A 26,222-nucleotide genomic window follows, 5' to 3' on the forward strand; every position below is an offset into this window, starting at 1 on the left:
GCGGCGGCGCCCCTCAGGCGGACGGGACGCGGCCGACGAGGTGCGCGAGCGCACGATCGCGCGCGAAGACCGGCAGGGTCGCGAGCGGGGCGTCGACGTCGATCCACTGCCCGCCGTCGTGCACCTGCCCCGTCACGAGCGACGTCCACGTCGCCCCCGCCGGCAACCAGACCCGACGGGACGTCGCACCCGCCTCCAGCACGGGGGCGACGAGCAGCGACGGCCCGTACAGGTACTGGTCCGCCACCCGCCACGCCCACGGGTCGTCCGGGAACTCGTGCGCGAGGCCGCGCATGACCGGCTGACCGTCGGTGTGCGCGGCGGCCATGAGCTCGCGCGTGTAGTCGCGCAGCTCCTCGCGCAGGTGCACGTAGTGCTCCAGCACGTCGTACACGGCGTCGCCGAAGGACCACAGCTCGTTGCCCGCCCCCGTGGGGTTGCGCTCCGAGCCGTCCGCGGCCCGCACCGGGCTCGCCGGGACGCGGTCGCCGTGCAGCCGCATGACCGGCAGGAAGGTGCCCACCTGAAACCAGCGCACGAGCAGCTCGTGGAAGGCCGGGTCGTCCGTGCGGCCGCCCCCGAACCCGCCGATGTCGGTGGTGAACCACGGGATCCCGGCGGCACCCATGTGGACCCCGGCGACGATCTGGCGCCGCAGCGTGGGGAAGTCGGAGTGGATGTCACCCGACCACACCAGCGCGCCGTAGCGCTGCGACCCCGCCCACGCGCAGCGCACGAGGTTGACGACCTCGCGCTCGCCGTCGGCCGTCTGCCCCTCGAAGAACGCCCGCGAGAAGGCCTGCGGGTACCAGTTGGCCACCTCGGTCCCCTGCCCGGCGTGGAACCGGTAGGCGTCGTGGTCGTAGACGCCGAGCTCGGGCTCGGCCTCGTCCAGCCAGAACAGGCGGATGCCGTGGCGCGCGTAGCCCTCCCGGCACCGGTCCCACAGGAACCGGCGGGCGTCGGGGTTCGTCGCGTCGACGAACCGGCTCGGGCCGCCGAACCACATCTGCACGTCGATACCGCGGTTCGTGCGCACGAGCAGGTTGCGCCGCGACATCTCGGCGAAGTTCTCCGACTGCAACGACACCTGCGGCCAGACGGACACCATGAGCTCGACGCCCAGCTCGCGCAGCTCGGCGACCATCGCCGCCGGGTCCGGCCAGAACTCGTCCTCGAACCGGTAGTCGCCCAGGTGCGGCCAGTGGAAGAAGTCCGCGACGATCACGTCGAGCGGCAGGCCGCGGCGCACGTGCTCGCGTGCGACCGCCAGCAGCTCGGCCTGGCTCGCGTAGCGCAGCTTGCACTGCCAGAACCCCAGCCCGTGCTCGGGCATCATCGGCGCGTGGCCCGTGGCCTCGGCGTAGCGCCGGCTGACGTCCGCCGGCGTCGCGCCCGCGGTCACCCAGTAGTCGAGCTGACGGCAGGCCTCCGCCGTCCACTCGGTGCGGTTGGCCGCGAACGTCGCGCGACCGATCGCCGGGTTGTGCCACAGGAACCCGTAGCCGGCGCTGGACCGCACGAACGGCACGCTGGCCTGCGAGTTGCGCTGCGCGAGCTCGAGCGTGCTGCCCTTGAGGTCGACGAGGTCCTGCTGGTACTGCCCCATGCCCGCCAGGTGCTCGTCGGCCGGGGTCCGCAGCGCGAGCCCGGCCTGCACGCCGCCGCCCGGCAGCGGCCGGTACGTGCGGGCCCGCACCTTCAGGGCGCCGCCCGACGGCACCTCGGAGAACAGGGGCCGGCCGTCGGCGTCCTCGAACGCGAGCCGGCAGTCGTGCGCGAGGGCGCCGGTCTGCCAGTCCTTGCCGCTGGTGGCCGTCGCGACGACCCGGATGCGGCCGTTGGTCAGCGTCGCCGTCGACCCGTCCACCACGACGTGCGCGTCGGCGTGCGCCGCGGGGTCCGGCGGCAGCAGCGCCCAGTCGGCGTCGACGACGTCGCCCAGCGCCGAGCGCACGCGCACGCTGTCACGGCCCCACGGCTCGACCACGAGGGTCTCGCCGTCGCCGCGCCAGACGAGGGTGCCGGCTCCGGTGTCGAACACATGCGTCACAGGGCTGCGTCCTTCCCGCCGGGGCGCGGCCCCTGCAACGGTGGAGAGGGGTGCCCGGACGGCGACGGCGACGTCGCACGTGGTCAGGGCCACTCGCGATCATAGGTTGCGCCACCCGCCGCCCACGGCGTGCCGTGCCCTGTGGCGACCCCGGGCACCCGCTGCGACGCTGGCTGGATGGTACGAGCCGGCCACTCGTCCCCCACGCGCACCCGGGGCGGTGGCCGCACGGGGTGGGTGGTCGCCTGCGCCGCCGGCGCCCTCGCGTTCGTCGTGCGCTGGCACCTGGTCGGGGGCGCGGGCGGCGTCCGCGGGTACCACGGGTACGACGACGGCGTGTACTTCTCCTCGGCCGTCGCCTTCGTGCACGGCCGGATGCCGTACCGCGACTTCCTGCTGCTGCACCCGCCCGGTGTGGTGCTCGCGCTGGCGCCGTTCGCCGCGCTGACGCGGTGGACCAGCGACCCGAACGCCCTCGCCGCCGCGCGCGTCGCCTTCATGGCCGTCGGTGCCGTCAGCACTCTCCTCGTCACGCGGCTGGCCCTGCGCTGGGGGACGGCTGCTGCCGTCGTGGCGGGCGCGCTGTACGCCGTCTCCTCCGCCGCCGCGCGCGGGGAGCGCCTCACGCTGCTCGAGCCGCTCGGCACCCTGACCCTGCTGGGCGCCGTCTGCCTCCTGCTGCGGGCGCGCGCACCCGACACGTCCCGGTGGTGGCTGTACGCCGGCGGCGCCGTGCTCGGCGTCGGCCCCGTCGTCAAGATCTGGAACGTCGTCCCCGTCCTCGTGGTGCTCGCCTGGCAGGCGTGGACGCAGGGGACGCGCTCGGCGGTGCACGTCGCGGGCGCGGCAGCCGGGTCCTCGCTGCTCGTCCTGCTGCCCTTCGCGCTGGCCTCCCCCGGCGCGGTGGTGCGGCTCGTGCTGCTCGCCCAGCTGGGCCGGCCACGGTCGGGCACCACGACGGGTGAGCGGCTCGAGGGGATCACCGGTGTGGGCACCGCACTCGAACCGCAGCCGCCCGGGACACGCGCGGCGTGGACGGTCGTGGTGTGCGTGGCGGTCGCGGTCGCCGCGGTCGTCGCCTGGTGCGGGCGCCGGGGACGGCTGTGGGTGGCGGTCCTCGGGACGCAGGTCGCCGTACTCCTGGTCTCGCCGTCGTTCTACGTCAACTACGCCGCGTACAGCGCCGCGGCGGTGGTGCTGGTGGTGGCCGCCGCCGTGTCGCTGGTCCCGGGCGGTCGGCCCGCGTGGGCCGGCCCCCGGGTCTGGGCGGCGGCGCTGACCGTCGGGGCGCTGGGGCTCCCGACGGCGGCGGTGCGCCCGCCGCCACCGGAGACGCTCGCCGTCGCCGAGGTCCGTGGGCTGCTCCCGGAGCAGGGCTGCGTGCGTGCGGACTCCCCCGGCGTGCTGGCGGTCCTCGACGTCCTGTCCCGGGACGAGGAGCGCGGCTGCCGGACCCGTGTCGACGTCTCCGGGCAGACGTACGTCGTCGGCGACCGCGACGATCGGGGACGCCCCGTCCCGCGGTCCCGCAACAGCCGCTGGCAGGACGACGCCGTGGCCTACCTGACGTCCGGGACCGCCGCCGTGCTGGTCCGGGCGACGGGCAACGGCTTCGACGACGCGACCGTGGAGCGGCTGCACCGGCAGGGCACGCTCGTGCGGCTACGAGGCGCGCAGGTGCTCCTGCCCCACGACGCCGCTGCCCCGCACGGTCCGGCCGCGCGACCCTGAGGACCGGCACGTCGACGGTGCGGGGTGCCCGAGGGCTGCGCCACGGTCGCCTCGGTGAGCCGGCCGCGTGCTCTGCGCACGCCGGTCCTGCCCCGGCACGGACGAGCGGCGGCGCCCTGCGGTGCGTCCTATGGTCGGAGGGTGCGGCACCACGTCGGCGTGGCCCGCACGAGGGGGCGCGATCATGGCCGGTTCGCCGTTGGAGCACGTGGTGGCCCGTGCATCCGGGCTGATGCTCACGGACCGCGCGGTCGACCAGGTCCTGGACCTGCTGACGGCCACGCTCCTGCAGGCGGTGCCCGCGGCGTGCGGGGCGGGCATCACGGTCGTCGACCGTGATCGCGACGAGGGCCACGGCGGCACCACGACGGCGGCCACCGGAACGCTCGTCGAAGCCGCCGACGCGGTGCAGTACCGCCTGGCGGAGGGCCCCTGCCTCACCGCGTGGCTGACCCGCCGGGCGGTGCGGGTCGACGTCGTGGCGACCGAGCCGCGGTGGCCGCGCTGGGCGCAGGAGGTGGCGGCGCTGGACGTGGCGTCGGTGCTCAGCGCACCGATGGTGGCCGGTGACCTCGCGGTGGGCTCGCTCAAGCTCTACGCGCACGAGCCGCACGCGTTCGCGTCCCGGGACGAGACGACGGTGAACCTGTTCGCCGCGCAGGGTGCGCTCCTGCTCGCCAGCGCCCGGACCTTCCGGGACGCGGGACGCCTGTCGCAGGACGTGCGCAGCGTGCTGGTGCAGCGCGACGCCCTGCAGCGCGCGGCCGGGCTGCTCATGGGGCGCGACGGGCTGACGGAGCAGGCAGCGCTCGCGCACCTGGCGGCCCGGGCCGAGCAGGAGCGCACCGGCGTCCACCAGGTCGCGGCGCGCGTGCTCACCGCGCACGCACGTCAGGTGGCCGGCCGTTGACGACGTCGGCCGACCGCCAGCGCCGGCGGATCCGTGCCGCGTTCGGCCGGACCCGCCTGGAGCCGGAGGAGCTGTGGGTGCGGTACTTCGCCCTCGGTGGCCAGGCGGGTCCCGCCGACCTCGCCGAGTTCCTCGACGGGACGTCGGACCTGCCGGTGCGGGAGCGGGACCGTGTCGCACTGGCGGTGAACGAGGAGCTGGACCGGATCACGGGCAGCGACCGGGCACCCTACTCGCGCCCCCTGCGCGCCGCGGAGCCCGAGGGTGGCCCGCTCGCCGCCCTGGTCACGCTGCTGCGCGACACGCACCTGTCCCCGCCGGACTCCCTGCCCGCGGCGGTCGACGCGGCCGGACGTCACCTCGGCGTCGTCCCCGTGCTCTACCTCGCGGACGACGGGGCCCGCACCCTGGTCCCGCTGCCCGGCGGCCCGGGCCACGGCCGCGAGCCGCTGTCGGTGGACGGCACCCTGCCCGGGCGGGCGTACCGGGTGCTGCAGACCCAGCCCGCGGTCAGCGAGGACGGGCAGGCACGGCTGTGGGTGCCCGTCGTCGACGGCGCGGAGCGTGTGGGCGTGCTCGACGTCATGCTGGCCGACCCGGCGGACCTCGACGACCCCAACCTGCACCGCCACTGCTGGTGGCTCGCCCACTACCTCGGTCACCTCGTCACGGCGCTCGCCTCGTACGGCGACGCGCTGGAGGTGACCCACCCGGCCGGGTCCCGCAGCGCCCGCGCGGAGCTGATCCACCGGCTGCTGCCGCCGTCGACCGCCGGCACGGGCCGGGTGCTGGTCGCGGGGCGCGTCGAACCGGCGCACGACATGGGCGGTGACCTCTTCGACTACGCGCTGAGCGCGACCCGTGCCCAGTTCGCCGTGCTCGACGCGACCGGTCACGACCTGCGCGCCGGCCTGGCGGCGGCCGCGGCGGTCTCGGCCTACCGCGCGGCGCGTCGGGCCGGTGCGGGCCTGTTCGAGCAGGTGGAGGCCGCGCACGGCACCGTCGCGGAGCACTTCGCCGGGAACGTGTTCGCCACCGCCGTCGTCGCCGAGCTCGACCTGCTGACGGGGCGGCTGCGCTACCTCTCGGCCGGGCACCCCGCCCCCCTGCTGCTGCGCGCGGGCAAGGTCGTCAAGCAGCTCGACGACGGACGCCGACCCCTGCTGGGGATCGACGTGCGCAGCACGACGGTCGGTGAGGAGCACCTGCAGCAGGGTGACACCGTCGTCGTGCACACCGACGGGATCACCCGGGCCCGTGACCGGACGGGCCGGACGTTCGGGCTCGGCGGGCTCGTCGACGTGCTGCAGCGGACGGCCGCCGAGGGCACGCCGCTGCCGGAGGTGACCCGGCGCGTGGTGGCGGCGATCCTCGACCATCACCAGGGCGCGCTGCAGGACGACGCGACGCTGCTGATGGTGCAGTGGACGACGGAGGGCCAGGACGCCCTGGACCCCGCCCCCCGGTGACGGGCGCCGTCGCCGTCAGGGCCGCGCGCGGCCGGCGGGGACGCCGGGTGCGGAGCCCCGCAGCCGCACCTCCCAGCGCCGCCACGGCGGGAGCACACGCCACTGCCGCCCCAGCGTCCGGAACGCCCGTCCGAACCGCGCCACCCACTGCCGCCCGGGGCGCACGGAGCGCGCCGACACGCCCACGTGCCACGAGCGGTCGACGACGATCCGCGCACCGGGGCCGAGCGCCATCGCCAGGTCGAGGTCGTCGTGCACGTCCTCGGTGCGGGTCACGTGCGCGCGGGCACGGCGCCACGACTCCGCACGCAGCGCGGCCGACGACCCCCAGATGACGCCGTGGCCCGCGGCGAGGGCGCCCAGCAGGTAGTACGACCCGAGGTACACGTGTGCGAGGAGCGCCCCCCAGGGTCGGGGCACGTCGAACCGTCCCCACCCGCTGACCGCATCGACCTCGGGGTCGTCGAGCACGCGCACCGCGTGCTCGACCCACCCGGGTCCCGGTCGGGAGTCGGCGTCGAGACGCATCAGCACGTCGCCGCGGGCCGCGTCGTACCCGGTGGCGACCGCGGCCGGGATCCCGACACGCGGCTCGTGCACCACGCGCGCACCGTGCCGCAGCGCGACCTCGACGCTGGCGTCGGTGGACGCGTTGTCGACCACGACGACCTCGTCGGGGAGCCGGGTCTGGCGGGCCAGCAGGGTGAGGCAGGCGTCGAGGTGCGTGGCGTCGTCGCGCACCGGGACCACGACGGAGACGAGGTGCGACCGCCCGGGAGGTGCCGGCGCGGGCTCCGGACGGACCGGCTCGCTCATGGCTGTCACTCGACCTGCTCTCCGGGTGGTGGTGCCCTCGACGATCCCACGACCGGCCGCCGTCCTCCACCGGGGGCACGTGCGCGCTCCGCCGACACGCGAGCCCCGCGGGCCGAGCGGGCTCAGCGACGCGCGCCGGCCGCCCGCTGCGGCGAGGGCCACGACGACGCCGCGTGCCCGCTGACCTCGTCGTACCGGTCGAGCGCGATCGCGGCCAGCCGCGGGTCCGGCGCCAGCGGGTCCGTCACGACGTCCGCGCCCGCCTCGTGCACGCGGTCGAGGAAGTAGCCCGGGGCGAGCAGGTAGGACGCGACCACGACGCGCCCGCCCGGCGCGAGCCCGGCGCGCGCCGCCGCCACGGCGACCGGCACGCGGGGGTGGGCGCCCGACCCGTACCCGACGGTGACGGGCCGGCCCAGGTGCTGCGCGAGCGCGTCGACGACGTCACGCACCGCGGCGGCGGCGGCAGGGTCGCTGGACCCGGCGGCCGCGAGCACGACCGCGTCCCCGTCCCCGAGGCCCGCGGCCACGAGCCGGTCGGCGAGGATCTCCACCAGGCGCGGGTCGGGGCCCATGGGCCGGGCCGCCGCCGCACCGGGGCGGTCCACCGCGCGGGCCACGTCGACCTTCACGTGGAACCCCACGGACAGCAGCAGCGGCACCACGACGGCCGGTGCCTCGCCGAGCGCGCCGGTGACGACGTCGTCGACCTCCGGCTGCTGCACGTCGACGAACGCCTCGCGCACGTCGAGCCCGGGCCGGGCCGCGACGACGTCGGCGAGGATCGAGGCGATCGCCGCGCGTCCCGCGACGCTGTCGGTCCCGTGCGAGCAGCCGATGAGGACGGGCGCGGTGGCGGACGAGGTCATGCCTGCTCCTGGAGCTCGAGGCGGTAGCCGCGCTTGACCACCGTGCGGATGAGGGTGCGGCTCCCGGCCGCGTCGCGCAGCCGCGCGATCGCGACCTCGGCGGCGTGCGGGTCGGACGAGACGCCCGGCAGGGCGGCCAGCACCCGCTCGCGCGGCACCACCGAGCCCCGGGCGTGTGCCAGGACGCGCAGCACCTCCAGGCCCGTGCGCGACAGCGGCAGCACGCGCCCGTCGAGCACCGCCGCCGCCCGCCGCACGCGCAGCGGGCCGGCGACCGTGTCGAGCGCGTCCACGCCGCCGTAGTGCGTCACGACGGCCCGCACGAGCGATCCGAGCCGGCCGCGATCGGGCACCAGCGGGTCGATGCCCACGTCGACGAGCGGCTTGGCGGTCACCGGGCCGACCGCCGCGAAGACCACGGCACCCGAGCGGTACCGCCGCAGGACGCCGTCCATCGCGCCGGCGTCGTCCGCGGCTGCCAGCCACGCCGCCGAGCCGGGCGCCGACGTGAAGACCACGGCGTCGATCTCGCCGTCCGCGACGGCCTGCGCCGAGTCGCGCACCAGCGCGGGGTCGGGCGGCGGGCCCCACCGGTAGACCACGAGGCTGCGCACCCGCGCCCCGGCGAGCGCGAACGCCTCGTCCAGGCCGTCGGCGCCGGCGCCGTGGTGCTGGATGACGATGTCGCGGCCCGCCACGCCCTCGTCGAGCAGCGTCTCGGCGATCTCGGCGCTGGTCTCGGACTCCGCGACCCAGTCCGCGCTGAGCCCCGCCGCCTGGATGGCGCCGCGCGCCTTGGGGCCGCGCGCGACGATCCGGGTGCCGCGCAGCACGTCGACGAGGCTGTCGGCCACGCCGGCGGCGTCGGCGGCCTCCACCCAGCCGCGGAACCCGATCCCCGTGGTGACGACGACCGTGTCCGGCGGGTCGACCAGCAGGTCGCGCGTGCGGGCGAGCAGCAGCGCGTCGTCCGTGTGGGGCACCATGCCCAGGGCCGGCGCGTGACGGATCGTGGCGCCGCGGCGTGCCAGGGCGGCGCTGAGCTCCGCGGCGCGGCGGTCCGCCGTGACGAGCACGACGCACCCCGCCAGCGTCTGGTCGATCATCTCGGCCGTCACGCGCCCATTGTCGTGGAACCGGCGCCGGACGGCTCGGGGGCGCCACCGGTCGGGACGTCGAGCAGCCCCGCCGCCGCGACGTCGCCCAGCACGACCACGGCCGGGGCGGCCACGCCCCGTGCCCGGGCCCCCGCAGCGACGGCGTGCAGGGGCGCGCGCGTCACGCGCTGGTCGTCCTGGGTCGCCCGCTCCACCACGGCGACCGGCAGGTCCGGGTCGACCCCGCCGGCCAGCGCGTCGCGCACCAGTCCCGGCAGCGCCGCGACCCCCATGAGGACGACGACGGTGCACGAGCGGTCCCGCAGCCCGGTCAGCGCCGCGGCCGACCAGCCGTCCGTGCCGTTCATCACGTGCACGGCGCCGACGACCCCGCGGTGCGTCAGCGGGATGCCTGCCGCCGCGGCGGCGGCGAACGCGCTGCTCACCCCGGGGACCACGGTGACCGGGACCCCTGCCGCGCGGCAGGCCTGCACCTCCTCGCCGCCGCGCCCGTACACGAACGGGTCCCCACCCTTGAGGCGCACGACGACCCGCCCGCGCTGGGCCTGCTCCACGAGCAGCCGGTTGATCTCGTCCTGCGGGACCGGGTGGTGCCCGGGCGACTTGCCGACGTCGATGACCTCGACGTCCGCGGGCAGCTCGTCGAGCACGTCGGTCGGTCCGAGCCTGTCCGCGACGACGACGTCCGCCTCGGCGAGCGCACGTCGGCCCGCGACGGTGAGCAGCCCCACGTCCCCCGGGCCGCCGCCCACCAGCACGACGCGCCCCCGGTCGGGTGCAGCGCGTCGTCGTCGCAGGTCGACCGCGCCGGTGCGCAGGTGCGCCGCGAGCCAGTCGCGCACCCGCACGCTGCGCCGCGGGTCGGCGCCGGCGGTCGAGACGACCCCGACGAGGACGTCCCCGGCCCGCGTGGTCGCCGGGGTGCGGGCGGTCCCGGCGGCGGGCCGCCGCGGACCGCCCGCGTCGACGCAGAACACGCGGCGTGCCGTGGCCCAGGCGACCACGGCCAGGTCGGTCACCCGGTCCCCCGTCGCGGTGTGCGCGAGCCACACGTCGTCGAGGTCGTCCTCGGCGACCTCACGGTCGGACCAGCGGACCGAACCCGCGACGACGAGGTCGGCCAGCGGCTCGCACACGTGCGGCGCGACCACGTGCACGAGCGCACCGGCGTCCGCGAGCGCCTGCACCCGGCGGGCGGCGACCGGTCCCCCACCGGCCACGAGCACGACCCGCCCGGCCAGCTCCACGCCGAGCAGCGTGGTCATGAGGCACCCCCGGCGACCGCGACCTGCACGTCCCCCTCGAGGACCCGCACGGGCCAGGTGCGCAGGTCCGGGCCGTGCCCGGCGACGGGCTGCTTGCCGGCCCGCTCGAGGCACCGACCGGTGACCAGGTCGAACACCTGCTTGTGCATCGGCGACGCCACGGTCGGCACGTCGGCGTCCTCGACGCGTCGTGTGCCGACGATGCCGCGCGCGATCACGTGGGCGTCGCTGAACGGGTCGAGCTGCTGCACGGCGAGCACGCGCTCGTCGAGCAGCCGGAACAGCGCGACCTGGGTGAGGACGGGCTGCCCGTCCACCTCGTCGGGGACGAGAGCTGCGGCGCCGCGCTCGTACGCCAGGTCGTGCCGCCGGCACACGGTCAGCCAGGTCGTGGCGCGGTCGTCGAGCGTCGTCACGAGCGGACCTCCAGGGTGGTGCCGGCGACGAGCACGGCGCGCTCGTCGTGGGTCGCGGGGCGCACCTGCCCCCGGGTGGGGACGTAGGCGAGCGAGGGGTCGGCGACGTCGGGGGCGTTGACGAAGGACGCGAACCGCCGGAGCTTCTCGGGGTCGTCCAGGGTGGCTCGCCACTCGTCCTCGTAGTCGGCCACGTGGCGCGCCATCTGCTCGTCGAGGTCCGCGCAGAGGCCCAGGGAGTCGTCCAGGACGACGGCACGCACGCCGTCGAGGCCGCCCTCGACCTCCTCGATCCACGGCGCCGTGCGCTGCAGCCGGTCCGCGGTGCGCACGTAGTAGAGCAGGAAGCGGTCGATCGTCCGCACGAGCGTGTCGGTGTCGAGGTCCTCGGCGAGCAGTCGCGCGTGCCGCGGCGTGAACCCGCCGTTGCCGCCGACGTACAGGTTCCAGCCGTTGTCGGTCGCGATGACGCCGACGTCCTTGCCGCGGGCCTCGGCGCACTCGCGCGCGCAGCCCGAGACGCCCAGCTTGATCTTGTGCGGGGAGCGCAGCCCGCGGTACCGCAGCTCGAGCATGACCGCGAGCGCGACCGAGTCCTGCACCCCGAAGCGGCACCACGTCGACCCGACGCACGACTTCACGGTCCGCAGCGACTTGCCGTACGCGTGGCCGGACTCGAACCCGGCGTCGACCAGACGACGCCAGATCAGCGGGAGCTGGTCGATGCGGGCGCCGAACATGTCGATGCGCTGACCGCCGGTGATCTTGGTGTAGAGACCGAAGTCGCGGGCGATCTCACCGACCGCGATGAGCCCCTCGGGGGTGACCTCGCCGCCCGCCATGCGCGGCACGACCGAGTACGAGCCGTCCTTCTGCAGGTTCGCCATGACGTGGTCGTTCGTGTCCTGCAGGGCGGCACGCTCACCGTCCAGGACGTGCGCGGGGGCCGTGGTCGCGAGGATCGAGGCGACGACGGGCCGGCAGATGTCGCAGCCTCGACCGTGCGAGCCGAACCGTTCGAGCACCTCGGTGAACGTGCGCAGCCCCGCGACCCGGACGGCGTCGTACAGCTGGGCGCGCGAGAGCGCGAAGTGCTCGCACAGCGCGCTGCTGACCGTCACGCCGAGCTTGGCCAGCTCGGTGGTCATGAGCTTCTTGACCAGCGGCAGGCAGGACCCGCAGCTCGTCCCGGCGCGGGTGCACGCCTTGACGGCGCCGAGGTCGTGGCAGCCCTGCTCGGCCACGGCGTGCCGGACCGCACCGGCCGACACGTTGTTGCACGAGCAGACCCCCGCGTCGTCGGGCAGCTCGAGGTCCGGTGCACCGGTCCCGCCCTCCGGGAGCAGGAACGCGGCCGGGTCGCCGGGCAGCTCACGTCCCACCATGGGCCGCAGGCTCGCGTACGCCGTGGCGTCACCGACCAGCACGCCGCCGAGCAGGGTGCGGGCGTCGTCGGACAGGACGAGCTTCTTGTACACACCGCCCACCGGGTCGGCCCAGACGACCTCGAGCGCACCGGGGGTGCGGGCGAACGCGTCCCCGAAGCTGGCGACGTCGACGCCCGCGAGCTTGAGCTTGGTGGCCGTGTCGGCCCCCGGGTAGACGGCGGCGCCGCCGAGCAGGCGGTCCACCGTCACCTCGGCCATCGTGTAGCCGGGCGCGACCAGACCGACGCAGGCACCGTGGATGCACGCGACCTCACCGACCGCGGACACGTCCGGGTCGTCGGTCAGGCACGTGTCGTCGACGACGACGCCGCCGCGCGGGCCGATCGGCAGGCCCGCGTCGCGGGCGAGCTCGTCGCGGGGACGCACGCCGGCGGCGACGACGACCACGTCGGCGTCCAGGCGCGTGCCGTCGGCGAGCTCGACGCGCCCCACGCCGCCGCTGCGGTGCGGCAGCAGCCGGGTCGTGCGCGACTGTGTGCGGACCCCGATGCCCAGCCGGTTGACCAGGCGCCGCAGCGCCTCGCCGCCGCCGAGGTCGACCTGGGCCGACATCAGGTGCGTGTCGACCTGCAGGACCGTGGCGCGGGCGCCCAGCGCGTCGAGCGCGCCGGCGGCCTCCAGCCCGAGCAGCCCGCCGCCCAGCACGACGCCCCGCACGGTGCGCTCCGCGGCGAGCGCGGTGACGTGGCCGCGCAGGGCCGCGACGTCGTCGAGCGTCCGGTACACGAAGACGCCGTCGAGGTCGGCGCCCTCCATGGGCGGGACCCACGCGGACGAGCCGGTGGCCAGGACGAGGTGGTCGTAGCGGTGCGTGCGTCCCGACGCGGCCGTGACGGTCCGCGTGGCGCGGTCCACCGCGGTCACGGCGTCCCCCCGCACGAGCGTGACGAGCGGGTCGTCCCACAGCGTCGCGTCACCCAGCGCCAGGTCCTCGGGGGCCCTGCCCGAGAAGAAGCTCGTGAGCGCGACGCGGTCGTACGGCCGCCGTGGCTCCTCGGCGAGGACCGTGACCCGCCAGACACCGTCGGCGTCACGGTCACGCAGGGCCTCGACGAGACGCTGGGCGACCATGCCGCCGCCGACGACCACGAGGTGGCGCTGTGCGTCCATGGGACCCTCCAGGGGCTGGGACCGGGGCGGTCGTCACGGGCGGGCCGGGCGCCGCGCCTGCCGACGACGCTAGGGCCGGCGTGTTTCCGCCGAGCACGCCCGTGCGTTACCCCTCCGGAACCGTCCGCGCACACCGGGGTCGGTCGCCGTGTGAGGGCGCGCGGGGCGACCGCGCCGGCGCGGCACGACGATCACCCGTGCCGGATGAGGCGCGGCGCCGACCCGACGGCGACCCTGGGGTCGGGCCCCGGCCTGCCCGGCGTGACGCCGGGCGGGGCGACGGACCGGCCCGGACGAGGAGACGACGGTGGCCACTCTGAGCGTGTGGAAGTTCGAGACCCCGGAGGGGGCGGCGCAGGCGGAGGACGCGGTCCTCGCCCTGCAGACGCAGCACCTCATCGACGTGCAGGACGCCGCCACGGTGTCGTGGGAGCCGGACAAGAAGAAGCCGAAGACGCGCCAGTCGCACAACCTCGCGGCGGTCGGCGCCCTCGGCGGCACGTTCTGGGGCCTGCTGTTCGGCCTGCTGTTCTTCATCCCCCTGGTCGGGGTGATCGTGGGGGCGGCCGCGGGCGCCATCGGCGGGGCCCTGACGGACGTGGGCATCGACGACAACTTCATCAAGCAGGTGCGCGAGAAGGTCACGCCGGGCACGTCCGCGCTCTTCCTGCTCACCTCCGGCGAGGTCCCCGACCGGATCGTCGCCTCGCTGCGGGAGCAGGGCATCCACGGCGAGCTGCTCGCGACGAACCTGTCCTCCGAGGAGGAGGCCAAGCTGCGCGAGGCGTTCCAGGAGGACGTCTGACGCCTGGCCCTCGGGACGGCCGTGCGCCGCGGTCCACGGACCGCGCTGCACGGCCGTCCTGCCTGTCAGGCGACCACCCGGCCGTCCCCGCCGCGCGGGGGCCGCCGGCGGTGCGTCGGGGACCGCCTGCTCAGGCGTCCACGCGTCCGTCGTCCTCCTGCCGGTCGACCACCCCGGGCGAGGCGGTCTGCACCAGCAGGACGAGCGTGTCGTTGATGCGCTCGAGACGGCGCCCGATGCCCTCGAGAGGGCTGCCCGCGGGAGCGTCCGCGACCCCGGTCTCCGGCAGGTCGGGCCGCACCTCGGTCGGCAGGCGGCCGGTGAGGACGTCGAGCAGCGCCGTGAAGTTGACCTGCAGCGTCGTGCGCACCGCGGCCCAGTCACGCGCCTCGCGGGTCGAGCCCGCGCGGATCGCCGCCTCGACGTTCCGCACCAGGTAGCGGGTGTCGTAGGTGAGCGCCCACAACGCGGTCAGCCGCGCCTCGACACCCGCTGCGGCGGACGCGCCCGCCGCCCGCCGCAGCGGGGCGGCGGTGGCGGAGACGCCCCGCGCCTCGCGCTCGGCGACGAGCACCCGCTCGCGCATCGCCTTCGTCGACACCGACCTGCCGGACTCCAGGTGCCCGACGGCCGTCGTCACGAGCGCCGCGAGGTCCCGCACGAGCTGTGTCGTGTCCTTGTCGAGGACGGCTGCGGTCCGGGTCGGCAGGACGAGCCAGGCGACCACCACGGCGGCCGCCGCACCCAGCAGCGTCTCGAGCACGCGCAGCTCCAGCGCGACGGGCGTGAGCCGGCCGAGGAACTCGTAGACGACCGCGAACAGCATCGTGCGCCACAGGACCGACGCCGCCGGGGAGACCCGGTTGTAGTAGGTCGCGGCGAAGACGGCGACGGCCAGCAGCGGGACCAGCACCCACGGCTCGTGGCCCGACCAGATGGCCACGCCGAACCCGATCACCGCGCCCACGACGGTGCCACCGACGCGCTGCAGCCCTTTGAGGCGCGTCTCCCCGTCGGTGCCGCCGAGCACCTGGTAGGCCGCGAGGGTCGCCCAGTACTGGTGGGAGGAGGACAGGAGCTCGGCGATGACGAGCGCGGCGCCCACCGCGATGCCGGCCTGAGCCGAGCGGCGGGTCACCGACGACAGGTGCAGGCCGGTCGCCTGCGGGTCCGCACCGTTCCAGTCGAGCTCCTCCAGCGCGTCCGCGTCCGCGTCCGCGTCGGCGTCGGCGTCCGCCGACCCCCGGTCAGGGGCGCCACGCCCGGCCGGGACCGGGGCGTCCGGTGCCGCGGCCCGGTCTGTCCCCGTCGCGGGCTCCACGACCGTGCGGAGCGTGGCGCTCAGCCCGGCCGCCACCTCGTACAGCTCGTTCATCGAGCGCCACAGCGCACGCGCCGGTGCGGGCCACTGCGCGGGCGGCGGCGGCGCGTCCCAGGGGTCGACCCGGGGCGTGGAGGCCTCGCGCGCAGCTGCGGCGTCGTGGCCCGCGGCGAGCTGCTGCAGGTGCGCCCGCAGCAGCTCGAGGCGGCCTGCCAGCCGCCCGCGCAGCTCCAGCGACACCGCCGTGCCCGTCACGTCCCGGGCCGCACCCACCAGGTGCGACGCGGACAGGGTCGTGTCCAGGAGCCGCAGGCGCAGCCCCACGGCCTGCCGCGGCTCGAGCCCTGTCGCCTCCGGCGGGCCCGTGAGCTGGCCCGTCATGAACGCCGCCCCGCGGGTGAGCCGGCGCTGGTCCACCGCGACGCGCTTCCTGACGTCGGGGTCCCAGCGCGCCCAGGAGACGGCGTCGACGAGCGTGTCGATCGACGCGACGAGCTCACGCTGGTAGCCGCTGATGCCCGCGCGCAGGACCCGGACGGGACGCTCGGGCAGGAGGACGTTGGTGAGCAGGAAGCCCCAGGCCACGCCGAGAGCCGCCGTCGCGAGGTAGAACCCGACGTCGGACAGCTCCAGGCGCAGGATCAGGGCGAAGTAGTAGACCATGAAGGTCGTGCGGCCCAGGGCCGCCCACCGGGGCCCGAAGCGGGCCATCCAGGTGCCGGCGACGGCCACGACCACGACGAGCACCGCGGTCCACACCGGCGAGCCGGACACCAGGGCGCCGAGCACGACGACGACGACCACCGGCACGAGGAGCAGGACGCTCGTGGCGCGACGCGCGCGCACCGTGCGGTCCACCGCGATGCCCGCGCTCAGCATGCCGACGAAGCCGCCGAACAGCGCGGGCGTCAGGACGTCCTCGCCGAGGGCCCGCAGCAGGAGGTAGCCCGTCAGCGCGGCCCCCACGGCCGCGAGCAGCGCACGGGTGGCCGCGCGCAGCCGCGCGTAACCCGGGTCGACCTGCGCGACGTGCTCCCGCAGGAAGGTGTGCCACCGGGACACGGCCCGCCGCCCGGCGGCGTCCGGCCGCGTCGGCTCGGGCGGGCCGGACAGGTACTCCTCGACGCCGCGCAGCGACAGCGCGCCCTGCGGGTGCAGGATCGAGACCGGCTGGTCGGTGACGATCACCGGCTGGTAGTCGAGGTCGCGTGCGACGGCGACGCTGACCTGCTGCGACCGGTACGCGAACGGCAGCCAGCCGGTGTACCGCCGGTACGTGTCGGCCGGGTCGGCGCCGGGCCGCACGCCCGCGAGCGTGGCCATGTCCTGGTCGAGCTGCAGGAACCGGGCCGCCCACACCCCGCTCACGTCGTCCGGCACCTCACCGTCGGCGATCCGGGCGAAGCGCTCCGCGTCGACGACCTCGGGGACGTCGGTGCTCGTCCAGCGCAGCCGGCGCTGCAGGTAGTCCCCGAACTCGAGGAGCTCGAAGGTCAGCGGCTCGAGCCGGGGCACGGCGGCGCCGGGGTGCCCCGTGGGCAGGCCCCAGCGCAGCGCAGCGATCGTCCCCCCGGTCATGCGCAGCGCGTAGGGCAGGGCGAACTGGTCCCGCCCGCTCTGGAAGTAGTACGCCGCGAAGTGCAGCCGCAGCCCGTCGGTGTACGACCCGAAGGCGTCGCCGACGTCGTCGAGGTGCCCGTCGAGCCCGTTGGGGTGACCGTCGCGGAAGTACGGGGCGATGCTCGCGACGGCGGACCCCGCCCCGCGCTCCGCGGTGACGAACCGGGTGCACAGGCTGTTGAGGTCACCGATCACCGAGTACACGCCGAGCAGGTACGTGAGGACCAGGGACAGCAGGAGCACGCCCGTCAAGGTCTCGGTGATGCTGAGGAAGCGCAGCAGGTCGGTCTCCGCCGTCAACGACGAGCCGCCGACCGTCGACAGCTGGGCGGCGCTGAAGTAGAGCGCGCTGAACAGGTCCAGCGACGCTCCCGTCCCCGAGACGGAGAACGCGGTCGGCGTCATCAGGCCGTAGTAGACGAGCCCGTAGCCGACGACCGTGCCGAAGACCCACAGCACGATCGTGAGGACCACCTGCAGGCCGGTGACCTGCCGCAGCGCCGTCGGGCGCCAGCGTCGCGGCAGCCGCCGGGTGACCGCCCGCAGGCTGCGCCACTGCAGCCGCGTCATCGGCGCCGCCAGGAACCCCGACTCGTCGTAGTTGAGCGCCGTGAGGAAGACGTCGAGGAGCGTGCCGAGAAGGACGACCACGCCCAGCACCAGCCACAGCACGTCCACGGGCGTCTCCTCGTCGGTGGGTCAGAGCACCAGCTCGGGCTGCAGGCGGTTGGGCGTCCACGTGCGGCGCCGGTACGCCGCCCACGTCGTGGCCGCCAGGCCCAGGACGAGGACCCCGGCCAGGACGGCGGCGTCACCGGCGGCGCTCGCCAGGTCGCCGCCGTAGAGCGTCTGACGCAGCCCGTCGACGGTGTACGACATGGGCAGCAGGCGGTGCACCGACAGCAGCGGCTCGGGGATCGTCTGCCACGGGAAGGTCCCGCCGGCCGTGACGAGCTGCACGAGCATGAGCACGAGGCCCAGGAACTCCCCGACGGCGCCGAACCAGACGTTCAGCGCCTGCAGGACCGCGATGAACGCGGCCGACGCGAGCAGGAGCAGGAGCACCGTGTAGGCGCCGTAGACGGGCCGGATGTCCAGCGCGAACGCGACCAGGGCGGTCATGAGCACCACCTGCCCCGCCCCGAGGACCACCGCCGGCAGCCACCCGCCCAGCGCGGTGCGCCACGCCGGGGCGCCGGCGGCGAGCGCCCGCTGGGACAGCGGCCGCACGAGCAGGAACAGCACGTACCCGCCGATCCAGGTGGCCAGCGACATGAAGAACGGGGCCAGGCCCGCCCCGTAGCTGCCGGCGCGGGCGAGCTGGTCGTCGGCCACCCGCACGGGGTCGCCGATCGTGCGCGCCGTGTCGCGCTCCGTCTGCTGGTCGAGGTCCGGGATCCGTTCCAGCCCGGACTGCAGGCCGTCGCGCAGCTCGGTGACCCCGGACGCCAGCTGGTTCGTGCCGTTGTGCAGCGTGACGCTGCTGATGGCGAGCTCCTCGGCGCCCTGGGACACCTGCGCGGTGCCCGACGAGAGCCGACCGGCGCCGGCGGCCGCGGAGGCGATGCCCTGCGCGAGCCTCGGCGCGGCCTCCGCGAGCGCCGCGTCGCCCTGTGCGACCTCCCGGGCGCCGATGTCGAGCGCCCTCAGGTCGGTGGTCGCCTGGTGCAGGGCCGCCTGGGCCGAGGCGAGCTCGCCCTCCAGCCTCGGGACGGGATCGGTCAGGGCCTGGACCTGCTCGGGCGTGAGGTAGCCCTCGTCCTGCAGGGCGTTCAGCTGGTCCTGGACCACCGCTCGCGCGTCGTCGAGAGCCAGCAACGCAGCGTCGAGATCCTGCCCCTCGTCCGTCCCGCGTCGCTCCTCCAACCGCCGGGCACCTTCCTCCGCCGCTCTCGCCGCAGCCTGCGCCTCGGCCGTCGCCCTCGCCGCGGCCGCCTCGACCTGTGTCGCGACCCTCTCGATCTCGTCGTCACCCGCTGCCACCTTCGCCGCGCCCGCGGCCAGCCGGCGTGTGGCGTCCGGCAGCCCGCGGGTGTCCGCCCGCAGCGTGTCCAGACCGCCCGCCAGCTCGGCCGCGCCGCGGGATGCCTCCTGCGCCCCCCACGCCAGGCGCCCCGTCCCTCCCACCAGCTCCGCGGTCCCCGTCGCCAGCTCACCGGCGCCGTCGACCAGCCGGTCCGCACCCTGGACGCCCTGGGCGAGGTTGGTGTGGATGGAGCCGAAGCCCTGCAGGAACACCGTCGCGGCCTGCGTCCCCACCTGGGTGGCGATGGCGTCGCGCACGTCGTCGGCGATCGTGTCCGCGATGGTCGTGGACAGGTAGTTGTTGGCGTCGTTGGTCACCAGCGTCAGGCTCGCCTGCTGCGGGCGGTACTCGGCGGACGAGACGAGGTCCTGCGAGAAGGACGGCCCGATGATCAGGGCCGCGTCGAACCGGTCGGACCGGACCCCGGCCTCGGCCTCCGCCTGGGAGGTCCGCACCCAGCGGAACCCGCCGCGCCCGTCGGCCAGGCGGTCGGCGACCTCCTGCCCGTAGTCCACCCGGCGGGTGCTGCCGTCCTCCGGGTCCGTGGTCGTCGCACCGCGGTCGCGCACGACCAGGGCGGCCGGGACGTGGTCCAGCCGGCCGTACGGGTCCTCGTTCGCGAAGAGGTACAGCCCCGAGTACAGCGAGGGGATGACGACGAGCGCCAGGAGCGCCAGCTTGGGCAGGGTCCCCGCGGCGAGGCGGCGCAGCTCGGTGCCGGTGAGGCGCGCGATGATCACGACGCACGCCCCTCTCCCGGCGGCGGGTCGTCGGGTCGGTCGTCGGGCGGGTCGTCAGGCGGGTCGTCGGGCGGGCCGTCGGGCGGGTCGTCAGGCGTGCCGTCGACCGCGTCGTCGGGCGTGCCGCCCACGGCGGGCAGCTCCCCTGTCGTCACGTCGTCCGCCGTCCGCCGCACGCCGGGCGCCGTGCGTGTCACCTCGACGTGGGCGGCCCGTCCCGCCGCGTCGCCCCGGGTGCCGGCCACGGGCACGCCGAGGTGGTTCGCCGACGCCCGCGTGCACTGCACCAGCACCCCGAGGCCGCGGGCGGCGAACGCCTGCGCGATCGCCCACCAGCCCGACGGGTCGCCGCCGTGACGGTCGGGCAGCGTCAGCACCAGCAGCCGCACGCCCGGCCGCTCGGACGCCAGGGAGGTCAGCAGCGCGGTGCGCCGCGGCCCGTCCAGCTCGGCCACGCGCGTCCCGAGCCGGTCGGCCATGTCGTGGTCCGCGAGCCACTCGCGCGCAGCGCGGGCGCTGCTGGGCCGACGCGCGAGCGCGAGCTCCTCGGCCACGACGGTGCCGACCGTCAGCACGTCGTCCGGCTCGGAGACCTCGGGCAGGTCCACCACAGCGGTCAGCGCGCGCAGCGCCGCGGGCGTCGTGGTGCTGGCGCCGTCAGCCGTCGTCAGCGTGACGGTCCCGGTGTGCGGGGAGAGCCGACCGGTCGCGACCAGCGCGAGCGCCGTGTGGCCCTCCCCCGGATCACCCGCCAGCAGCACGCACTCCCCTGTGCCGAAGGTCAGGCCGGGCAGGTCGAGCATGGGCCCGTGCCGGCCGGTGACGTGCACGTCGTCCAGCGTCAGCCGCACCGGGCCCGCTGTGGGGGGCGGCGGGTGCCGGACGGCGTCCCGGCGGGCGCGGCGAGCGACCCGCCCGGCGGGCGGCCGCGGCGCGTCGACCGTCATGGTCGCCGCAGGGCGGGGACGGCCGACGCGATGATCAGGAACACCCACGTCGTGAGGATGTAGGGCCACGTGTAGTGCGGGGCGTCGGTCGCGTCGTTCAGCGCCAGGGTCACCACGGCGGTCACCACCGTGCCGACGGCGGCGTAGATCCAGGACGCGACGCTGCTGCGCAGGAACACGACCGACAGCGCGATCGCGGTCAGGACCCCGGAGTAGCCGGCCAGGCCCTCACCGATGTCCGACTCGGACCACCCCAGCGCGAACGCGCACAGGCTGCCCACGACGCTGCCCATCACCGCCGCGAGCCCCACCTTCCACGAGGCGATGAACAGGCCCAGCAGGATCAGCGCGCCGGCCCACACGCTGCTCACCAGGACGACCTCGGAGACGTTCGTGAGCAGCGAGCGCAGGTACGTGCCCACGGTGCCGTCGGTGACGTGCACGGCGGGCGAGCGCTCCTGCAGGCTCGCGGTCGTCGCGTGCATGACCCCGGCGACGACGCAGAACGGTGCCGTCGTCGCGGGCAGCGCGAACCGCTTCAAGGGCTGGCTGGCGAACAGACGCACGAAGAACCAGGTGACGAACGCGCACGCGATGCCGCCGACGAACGCGATCGGGTAGGCCCAGCCCTGGCTGCCCAGCGCCGTGTAGACGGCGGCGCCCAGCAGCGCACCGCAGAAGCCCTGCATGCCCAGCGGCACGTCGTCCGCCCCGATGAGCGCCCCGGTGAGCGTCCCGGCGATCGTGCCGATGACGACGAGCACCGCCATGCGCCAGTCCGCGACGACGAACGCGGCCAGGATGAGCAGGCCCGTCCACACGTTGCGCTGGAAGAAGATCTGCGACAGCCCGTCCGCGAGCGCGCGGGGGTCCAGCGCGGAGCCGGCCCTCGAGGACATGTTCGGCGACGTCGTTGCTGCCATGACGCTCTCCTGACGTGCGGTCGGGTGGGACGTGGACGGGCCGAGGCCCGTCCGGCTCAGGTCTTGCGCACCAGCGGCGCGGGCGCACCGGTCAGGTGGAGCCGAAGCGCCCGCCACGCGCGCGCCGTCGCGTGCGTGACGGGCGCCGTCGCGTCACCGACGATCCGGACCCAGGCGCCGACGTCGCCGGGCAGGGCGCTGACGCCCAGCAGGACGTCGGGCGCGTCGGCGAGCTCGGCGTGCAGCAGGTCGGCGAGCTCGCGGGCCGTCGCCAGCGGCGTGACGACGTAGAGCATGCCCAGCACGTCGTGGTCGGCGAGCACCGCCAGGCCGCCGGTCCCGCCGTCCTGCGGCGTCAGGCGTACCCGGTCGAGCGCCAGCACGGTCCCGTCCGGACGGCGGATCTCGACGTCGGAGGCCAGCGCCGCGTACCGGTGGCGCTCGCCGCGGGCCAGCCGCCCGGCCAGCAGGGTCTCACCGGCGATGAGCGTCCCCGACTCCGCGACGATCAGCCGGGTGCTCTGGTAGAGGCGTGCGTCGACGAACATGACGACCGGCTCCGGCAGGTACTCGACGTACGCGTCCTCGCCGACCTCGACGGTCGTGAGCGCCACCGCGTAGTCGGCCTCCATGCGCAGCACCCGCGTGTACGCCGTGGTCGTGACGTAGGCGCTGGTGCCGGGCCCGAACCGCAGGTCGGTCCGCAGCCGGTCCCCCTGCAGCACGCCCGCGCCGGTGGACATGAGGTAGAGGTACGGCATGTCGGGACGCCGCGGGTCGTAGTACAGCGGGCGCATGATCTGCAGCGGCGACTTCTGGTAGTGCTCCACCAGCTCGGTGCCGTGGCCGGTGAGAGCGAACTCCAGGTCGAGGATGCCGACCTTGCCCGGGCTGCCCGTGGGCAGCATCGTGGGCACGCCGGCGAAACGGGCGACCTCCCGGGGCACGCGCCGCGGCTCGTAGTACGCCGGCTGCAGGTGGTGGCCCCCGTACGCCGGCACCGGCCCGCCGGGGGGCACACCCTCGTCCCGACGCGCCCGCGGGCGCGTCGGGACGGCGGGCGTGGCCGGCTGGGCAGCGAGGTCTGCGCTCACGGCACCAGGGCGCGGCTGCGCTCGTCCCACATGGCCAGGATCTGGTCCTGCAGGACGTCGACGCCCTCGCCGGTGAGCGAGTTGGTCAGCACGACCGGCTTGCCGTCGCGGACCCGGTAGGCGTCGGACTCCATGACGCCCAGGTCGGTGCGGACGTACTGCGCGATGTCGATCTTGTTGATGACGAGGATGTCGGAGTCCGTGATGCCCGGCCCCCGCTTGCGCGGCATCTTCTCGCCCTCCGAGGTGTCGAGGACGAAGACGAACACGTCCACGAGCGCCGGGGAGAACGTGAGCGTGAGGTTGTCGCCGCCCGACTCGTACAGCAGCGTGTCGACGTCCGGGAACCGCTCGAGCATCTCGGCACCGGCCGCCAGGTTCATCGTCGGGTCGTCGCGCACCGCGGTGTGCGGGCACGCGCCGGTCTCGACGCCGACCACGCGCTCGGGGTCGAGCACGCCCGCGAGCTCGCGCCGCACGTGGTGCGCGTCCTCCTGCGTGTAGATGTCGTTGGTGATCACGGCCGGGCGCCGGCCCACGGCGATCAGCCGGGGCACCAGCGCCTCGGTCAGGGCGGTCTTTCCGGAGCCCACCGGGCCACCGATGCCGACCCGCAGCACGTTCTCGTTCATCCTCGTCTCCGTCCTGCCGGCATCCGCCGGCACGTCGTCAGCTCGCGAACAGGCGCGCCTCGGCACGCTCGTGCTGCGCCGACATCACGTCCGCCAGGGGGACGCAGCCACCCATGTCGTCGAGGTCACGGGCGACCGCCTCGTCGGCCGCCTGCTCGATCACCGGCGCCAGTGCGTGCAGCGCCACCTGGACCTCGCGGTGGTCTGCGAGCCGCAGGCGCAGCGCGGCCCCCAGCACGCTCATCGCGAACGCCGCGAGGTCGGACGCGACCGCCGCGGTCGTCTCGACACCCGTCGCCGCGTAGACCACCGCGGTGGCGACCGGCTGGCACCCCGGCGACTCCTTCGCCGCGATCGCGTGCGCCCACGTCCCGATCACCGGACCACCGACCGCGACCCCTGCCACGTCCGTCAGCTGGTGCCCGCTGCGCACGGACGCCCGGCGCATCTCGGCGTTGAGCTTGGACGCGAACAGCAGCCGGTCGACCCGGTGCACCTGCTCCCAGTCGCCCGCGGTCGCGGCCTCGTGGGCCCGGGCGAGCGCTGTCGCGTCGCCCGGGCCCACCCCGTGCAGCAGCAGCCCGCGCAGCAGGCCGACCACCCCCCCGTGGTCGACCAGCCGCGCCTGGCTGAACCCCTCGAGCCCGTGCGACATCGTGTAGAAGCCGCTCGGGAACGCGGAGTCGGACAGCTGCAGGCTCATGAGCAGCGCCCGGACGTCGGTCGCCACCGTGCTCCTCAGGCCAGGAAGAAGAGCTGGGTCATGGGCAGCGTCTGCGCCGGTTCGATGTGGGCCGGCTCCCCGTCGAGCGTCACCTTGTACGTCTCGGGGTCCACGTCGACGACGGGCAGGGAGCCGTTGCGCACCATGTGGCCCTTGCCGAGCTGGCGGGTGCGGCGCACCGGCAGCACCGTGCTCTCCAGCCCCAGCTTGTCCGGGACACCGGCCTCGACGGCCGCCTGCGACATGTACGTCACCCGGGTGCTCTGCTGCGCCCTGCCGAACGACCCGAACATCGGCCGGTAGAACACCGGCTGCGGCGTCGGCAGCGAGGCGTTCGGCTCCCCCATGACGGCCCACTTGACGAGGCCACCCTGGAGGACCATCTTCGGCTTGGCCGCGAACGACCCGACCGGCCACAGCACGATGTCGGCGATCTTGCCGACCTCGAGGGACCCGACGTAGTCGGAGATGCCGCACGTGATCGCCGGGTTGATCGTGATCTTGGCGAGGTACCGCAGCACGCGGAAGTTGTCGTTGCCCTCGGCGTCCTGCGGCAGCTTGCCGCGCTTGTCCTTGTTGTGGTGGGCGGTCTGGAACGCCCGCGTGAAGGACTCGCCGATCCGGCCCATCGCCTGGGAGTCCGACGAGAACATCGAGATGACGCCCTCGTCGTGCAGCACGGTCTCGGCCGAGATCGTCTCGGCACGGACGCGGGAGTCCGCGAACGCGACGTCCTCGGGGACGTCGTGCGACAGGTGGTGGCAGACCATCACCATGTCGAGGAGCTCGTCGACCGAGTTCACGGTGTAGGGCAGCGTCGGGTTCGTCGACGACGGCAGCACGTTCGGGTGCCCGGCCAGCTTCATGATGTCCGGCGCGTGGCCGCCACCTGCACCCTCGGTGTGGAACGTGTGGATGGTGCGGCCGTCGATCGCGGAGATCGTGTCCTCGACGTAGCCCGCCTCGTTGAGGCTGTCCGTGTGCACGGTGATCTGGACGTCGTAGTCGTCCGCCACGGACAGGGCGTTGCTCAGGGCCGCCGGGGTCGTCCCGTAGTCCTCGTGGACCTTCAGGGCGGCCGCCCCGGCCTCGACCTGCTCCTCGAGCGCGGGGCGCAACGAGCCGTTGCCCTTGCCGTAGAAGCCCATGCTGACGGACATGTCCTCCGCCGCCTCGAGCATGCGGTGCAGGTTCCAGACGCCGGGCGTGGTGGTGACACCGTTCGTGCCGTCGGTGGGGCCGGTGCCCCCGCCGAACAGCGTGGTGATGCCGCCGCAGATCGCCGTGTCCCCCTGCTGGGGCGAGATGTAGTGCACGTGCGCGTCGATGCCGCCCGCGGTGGCGATGAGGTGCTCACCGGCGAGGAGCTCGGTCCCCGGCCCGACAACCAGGCGCGGGTCGACGCCGTTCTGGAGGTTGGGGTTCCCGGCCTTGCCGATGCCGGCGATCTTGCCGTCCTTGACGCCGATGTCCCCCTTGAGGACGCCGAGCACGGGGTCGAGGATGATCGCGTTGGTGATGACCAGGTCCAGCACGCCCTGCGCCGAGGTGGTGCGCGGGTCGGCCGCCATGCCGTCACGTGCGGTCTTCCCGCCCCCGTAGACCACCTCGTCGCCGTAGAGCCCTTCGCTGAAGTCGTGCTCGATCTCGATCACGAGGTTCGAGTCGGCCAGATGGACCTTGTCCCCGACCGTGGGGCCGTACAGGTCCGTGTACTGCTTGCGCGGGATGATCGCCATCAGTGCTCCCCCTCGTGCTTCGTGCCGGCTGCCGGCTGCTCCGGCGTCCCGTTCGCGAACTCGCGCTCGGCGAGCCGACGCAGCGCGTCCAGACGCGTCTGGCGGGAGTCGAGGCCCCCGTCGACGAGGTTGTTGAACCCGACGACCCGGCGGCCGCCGCCGTACGCGACGAGCGTCACCTCGCGGGTGTCGCCCGGTTCGATCCGGACGCCGTTGCCGGCCGGGATGTCCAGGTGCATCCCGTACGCCTTCTCACGGTCGAACCTCAGGGCGCGGTTCACCTCGAAGAAGTGGAAGTGCGACCCGATCTGCACGGCGCGGTCGCCGGTGTTGGCCACGAGGAGGGTGACCTTCTCGCGCCCCGCGTTGATCTCGATGTCCTGGTCGTTGTGGTGGTACTGCGGGCTGCCGAGCATCGTGGTTCCTCACGTTCCGTGGTCGGTTCG

The 26,222-nt window shown here is 75.0% G+C and carries 19 protein-coding genes and 1 pseudogene; 4 read left to right on the forward strand and 16 right to left on the reverse strand.

Annotation, left to right across the window (positions count from 1 at the left end; all coding sequences use genetic code 11):
* Positions 1 to 13 precede the first annotated feature (13 nt).
* Positions 14 to 2,053 (reverse strand): TIM-barrel domain-containing protein, encoded by a 2,040-nt coding sequence (locus J1G43_RS10680; protein ID WP_307859549.1) that lies wholly within the window; start codon positions 2,051 to 2,053, stop codon positions 14 to 16.
* 177 nt (positions 2,054 to 2,230) lie between these two features.
* Here J1G43_RS10680 and J1G43_RS10685 point away from each other — a divergent pair, with 177 nt between their 5' ends.
* The 3 genes from J1G43_RS10685 (at position 2,231) to J1G43_RS10695 (ending at position 6,163) form a co-directional block, all read left to right on the forward strand.
* Positions 2,231 to 3,784, forward strand: coding sequence for a glycosyltransferase 87 family protein (locus J1G43_RS10685; protein WP_207378416.1), 1,554 nt, complete (start codon positions 2,231 to 2,233; stop codon positions 3,782 to 3,784).
* A gap of 184 nt (positions 3,785 to 3,968) precedes the next feature.
* Positions 3,969 to 4,694 (forward strand): GAF domain-containing protein, encoded by a 726-nt coding sequence (locus J1G43_RS10690; RefSeq protein ID WP_207371468.1) that lies wholly within the window; start codon positions 3,969 to 3,971, stop codon positions 4,692 to 4,694.
* On the forward strand, positions 4,691 to 6,163 hold the full coding sequence (locus tag J1G43_RS10695; RefSeq protein ID WP_207378417.1) for a PP2C family protein-serine/threonine phosphatase: 1,473 nt from the start codon (positions 4,691 to 4,693) through the stop codon (positions 6,161 to 6,163). The genes J1G43_RS10690 and J1G43_RS10695 overlap by 4 nt, the downstream gene beginning before the upstream one ends.
* Positions 6,164 to 6,178: 15 nt before the next feature.
* Here J1G43_RS10695 and J1G43_RS10700 read toward each other — a convergent pair whose 3' ends face one another.
* From J1G43_RS10700 to nirB, 6 genes are all read right to left on the reverse strand, one after another.
* Positions 6,179 to 6,979 carry a glycosyltransferase family 2 protein gene (locus tag J1G43_RS10700; protein ID WP_207371466.1) on the reverse strand — a complete coding sequence of 267 codons (801 nt, stop codon included), beginning with the start codon at positions 6,977 to 6,979 and terminating at the stop codon, positions 6,179 to 6,181.
* A 122-nt stretch (positions 6,980 to 7,101) separates the two neighbouring features.
* Positions 7,102 to 7,848, reverse strand: coding sequence for a sirohydrochlorin chelatase (locus J1G43_RS10705; protein ID WP_207378418.1), 747 nt, complete (start codon positions 7,846 to 7,848; stop codon positions 7,102 to 7,104).
* The gene (locus J1G43_RS10710) at positions 7,845 to 8,954 is read right to left on the reverse strand and encodes a uroporphyrinogen-III synthase (protein ID WP_207378475.1); all 1,110 of its coding nucleotides are present in this window, start codon (positions 8,952 to 8,954) and stop codon (positions 7,845 to 7,847) included. Before J1G43_RS10710 ends, J1G43_RS10705 begins: the two co-directional genes overlap by 4 nt.
* Before the next feature lie 8 nt (positions 8,955 to 8,962).
* Positions 8,963 to 10,231: a uroporphyrinogen-III C-methyltransferase gene (gene cobA / locus J1G43_RS10715; RefSeq protein WP_207378419.1), complete on the reverse strand. Its 1,269-nt coding sequence runs from the start codon at positions 10,229 to 10,231 to the stop codon at positions 8,963 to 8,965.
* Positions 10,228 to 10,647, reverse strand: a complete 420-nt coding sequence (locus J1G43_RS10720) for a nitrite reductase (NAD(P)H) small subunit (protein ID WP_207342013.1) — start codon at positions 10,645 to 10,647, stop codon at positions 10,228 to 10,230. The genes cobA and J1G43_RS10720 overlap by 4 nt, the downstream gene beginning before the upstream one ends.
* On the reverse strand, positions 10,644 to 13,205 hold the full coding sequence (gene nirB / locus J1G43_RS10725) for a nitrite reductase large subunit NirB (RefSeq protein ID WP_207342014.1): 2,562 nt from the start codon (positions 13,203 to 13,205) through the stop codon (positions 10,644 to 10,646). The genes J1G43_RS10720 and nirB overlap by 4 nt, the downstream gene beginning before the upstream one ends.
* A gap of 307 nt (positions 13,206 to 13,512) precedes the next feature.
* Here nirB and J1G43_RS10730 point away from each other — a divergent pair, with 307 nt between their 5' ends.
* Positions 13,513 to 14,010 (forward strand): DUF1269 domain-containing protein, encoded by a 498-nt coding sequence (locus J1G43_RS10730; RefSeq protein WP_207342015.1) that lies wholly within the window; start codon positions 13,513 to 13,515, stop codon positions 14,008 to 14,010.
* A gap of 130 nt (positions 14,011 to 14,140) precedes the next feature.
* Here the strand turns inward: J1G43_RS10730 and J1G43_RS10735 are convergent, their stop codons facing one another.
* From J1G43_RS10735 to J1G43_RS10775, 9 genes and pseudogenes are all read right to left on the reverse strand, one after another.
* Positions 14,141 to 17,629, reverse strand: coding sequence for an FUSC family protein (locus J1G43_RS10735; protein ID WP_207378420.1), 3,489 nt, complete (start codon positions 17,627 to 17,629; stop codon positions 14,141 to 14,143).
* A gap of 21 nt (positions 17,630 to 17,650) precedes the next feature.
* Positions 17,651 to 19,717, reverse strand: a complete 2,067-nt coding sequence (locus J1G43_RS10740) for a YhgE/Pip domain-containing protein (protein ID WP_207342017.1) — start codon at positions 19,715 to 19,717, stop codon at positions 17,651 to 17,653.
* Complete coding sequence (locus J1G43_RS10745; RefSeq protein ID WP_207378421.1) at positions 19,714 to 20,568, reverse strand: hypothetical protein; 855 nt, start codon at positions 20,566 to 20,568, stop codon at positions 19,714 to 19,716. Before J1G43_RS10745 ends, J1G43_RS10740 begins: the two co-directional genes overlap by 4 nt.
* A 92-nt stretch (positions 20,569 to 20,660) precedes the next feature.
* On the reverse strand, positions 20,661 to 21,587 hold the full coding sequence (locus J1G43_RS10750; RefSeq protein WP_207378422.1) for an urea transporter: 927 nt from the start codon (positions 21,585 to 21,587) through the stop codon (positions 20,661 to 20,663).
* A 56-nt stretch (positions 21,588 to 21,643) separates the two neighbouring features.
* On the reverse strand, positions 21,644 to 22,681 hold the full coding sequence (locus J1G43_RS10755; RefSeq protein WP_207378423.1) for an urease accessory protein UreD: 1,038 nt from the start codon (positions 22,679 to 22,681) through the stop codon (positions 21,644 to 21,646).
* Positions 22,678 to 23,313, reverse strand: coding sequence for an urease accessory protein UreG (gene ureG / locus J1G43_RS10760; RefSeq protein WP_089798870.1), 636 nt, complete (start codon positions 23,311 to 23,313; stop codon positions 22,678 to 22,680). Before ureG ends, J1G43_RS10755 begins: the two co-directional genes overlap by 4 nt.
* 37 nt (positions 23,314 to 23,350) lie before the next feature.
* Entirely contained in the window at positions 23,351 to 24,043 is a 693-nt protein-coding gene (locus J1G43_RS10765) for an urease accessory protein UreF (protein ID WP_249670864.1), read from the reverse strand.
* Between the two features lie 8 nt (positions 24,044 to 24,051).
* Entirely contained in the window at positions 24,052 to 25,776 is a 1,725-nt protein-coding gene (gene ureC / locus J1G43_RS10770) for an urease subunit alpha (RefSeq protein WP_207371460.1), read from the reverse strand.
* Between the two features lie 107 nt (positions 25,777 to 25,883).
* Positions 25,884 to 26,192: pseudogene (locus tag J1G43_RS10775) on the reverse strand (urease subunit beta); the annotation flags it as partial.
* Positions 26,193 to 26,222 lie beyond the last annotated feature (30 nt).

Origin of the sequence: Cellulomonas sp. zg-ZUI22, from assembly GCF_017353535.1 — a bacterium.
GTDB classification, from domain to species: Bacteria; Actinomycetota; Actinomycetes; order Actinomycetales; family Cellulomonadaceae; genus Cellulomonas; species Cellulomonas wangleii.

Excerpts from the sequence above, each read along its gene's own strand:
- J1G43_RS10685 (WP_207378416.1), top strand. The coding sequence starts at position 2,231 with ATGGTACGAGCCGGCCACTCGTCCCCCACGCGCACCCGGGGCGGTGGC.
- J1G43_RS10690 (WP_207371468.1), top strand. The coding sequence starts at position 3,969 with ATGGCCGGTTCGCCGTTGGAGCACGTGGTGGCCCGTGCATCCGGGCTG.
- J1G43_RS10700 (WP_207371466.1), bottom strand. The coding sequence starts at position 6,979 with ATGAGCGAGCCGGTCCGTCCGGAGCCCGCGCCGGCACCTCCCGGGCGG.
- J1G43_RS10705 (WP_207378418.1), bottom strand. The coding sequence starts at position 7,848 with ATGACCTCGTCCGCCACCGCGCCCGTCCTCATCGGCTGCTCGCACGGG.
- J1G43_RS10710 (WP_207378475.1), bottom strand. The coding sequence starts at position 8,954 with ATGATCGACCAGACGCTGGCGGGGTGCGTCGTGCTCGTCACGGCGGAC.
- cobA (WP_207378419.1), bottom strand. The coding sequence starts at position 10,231 with ATGACCACGCTGCTCGGCGTGGAGCTGGCCGGGCGGGTCGTGCTCGTG.
- nirB (WP_207342014.1), bottom strand. The coding sequence starts at position 13,205 with ATGGACGCACAGCGCCACCTCGTGGTCGTCGGCGGCGGCATGGTCGCC.
- J1G43_RS10750 (WP_207378422.1), bottom strand. The coding sequence starts at position 21,587 with ATGGCAGCAACGACGTCGCCGAACATGTCCTCGAGGGCCGGCTCCGCG.
- ureG (WP_089798870.1), bottom strand. The coding sequence starts at position 23,313 with ATGAACGAGAACGTGCTGCGGGTCGGCATCGGTGGCCCGGTGGGCTCC.
- ureC (WP_207371460.1), bottom strand. The coding sequence starts at position 25,776 with ATGGCGATCATCCCGCGCAAGCAGTACACGGACCTGTACGGCCCCACG.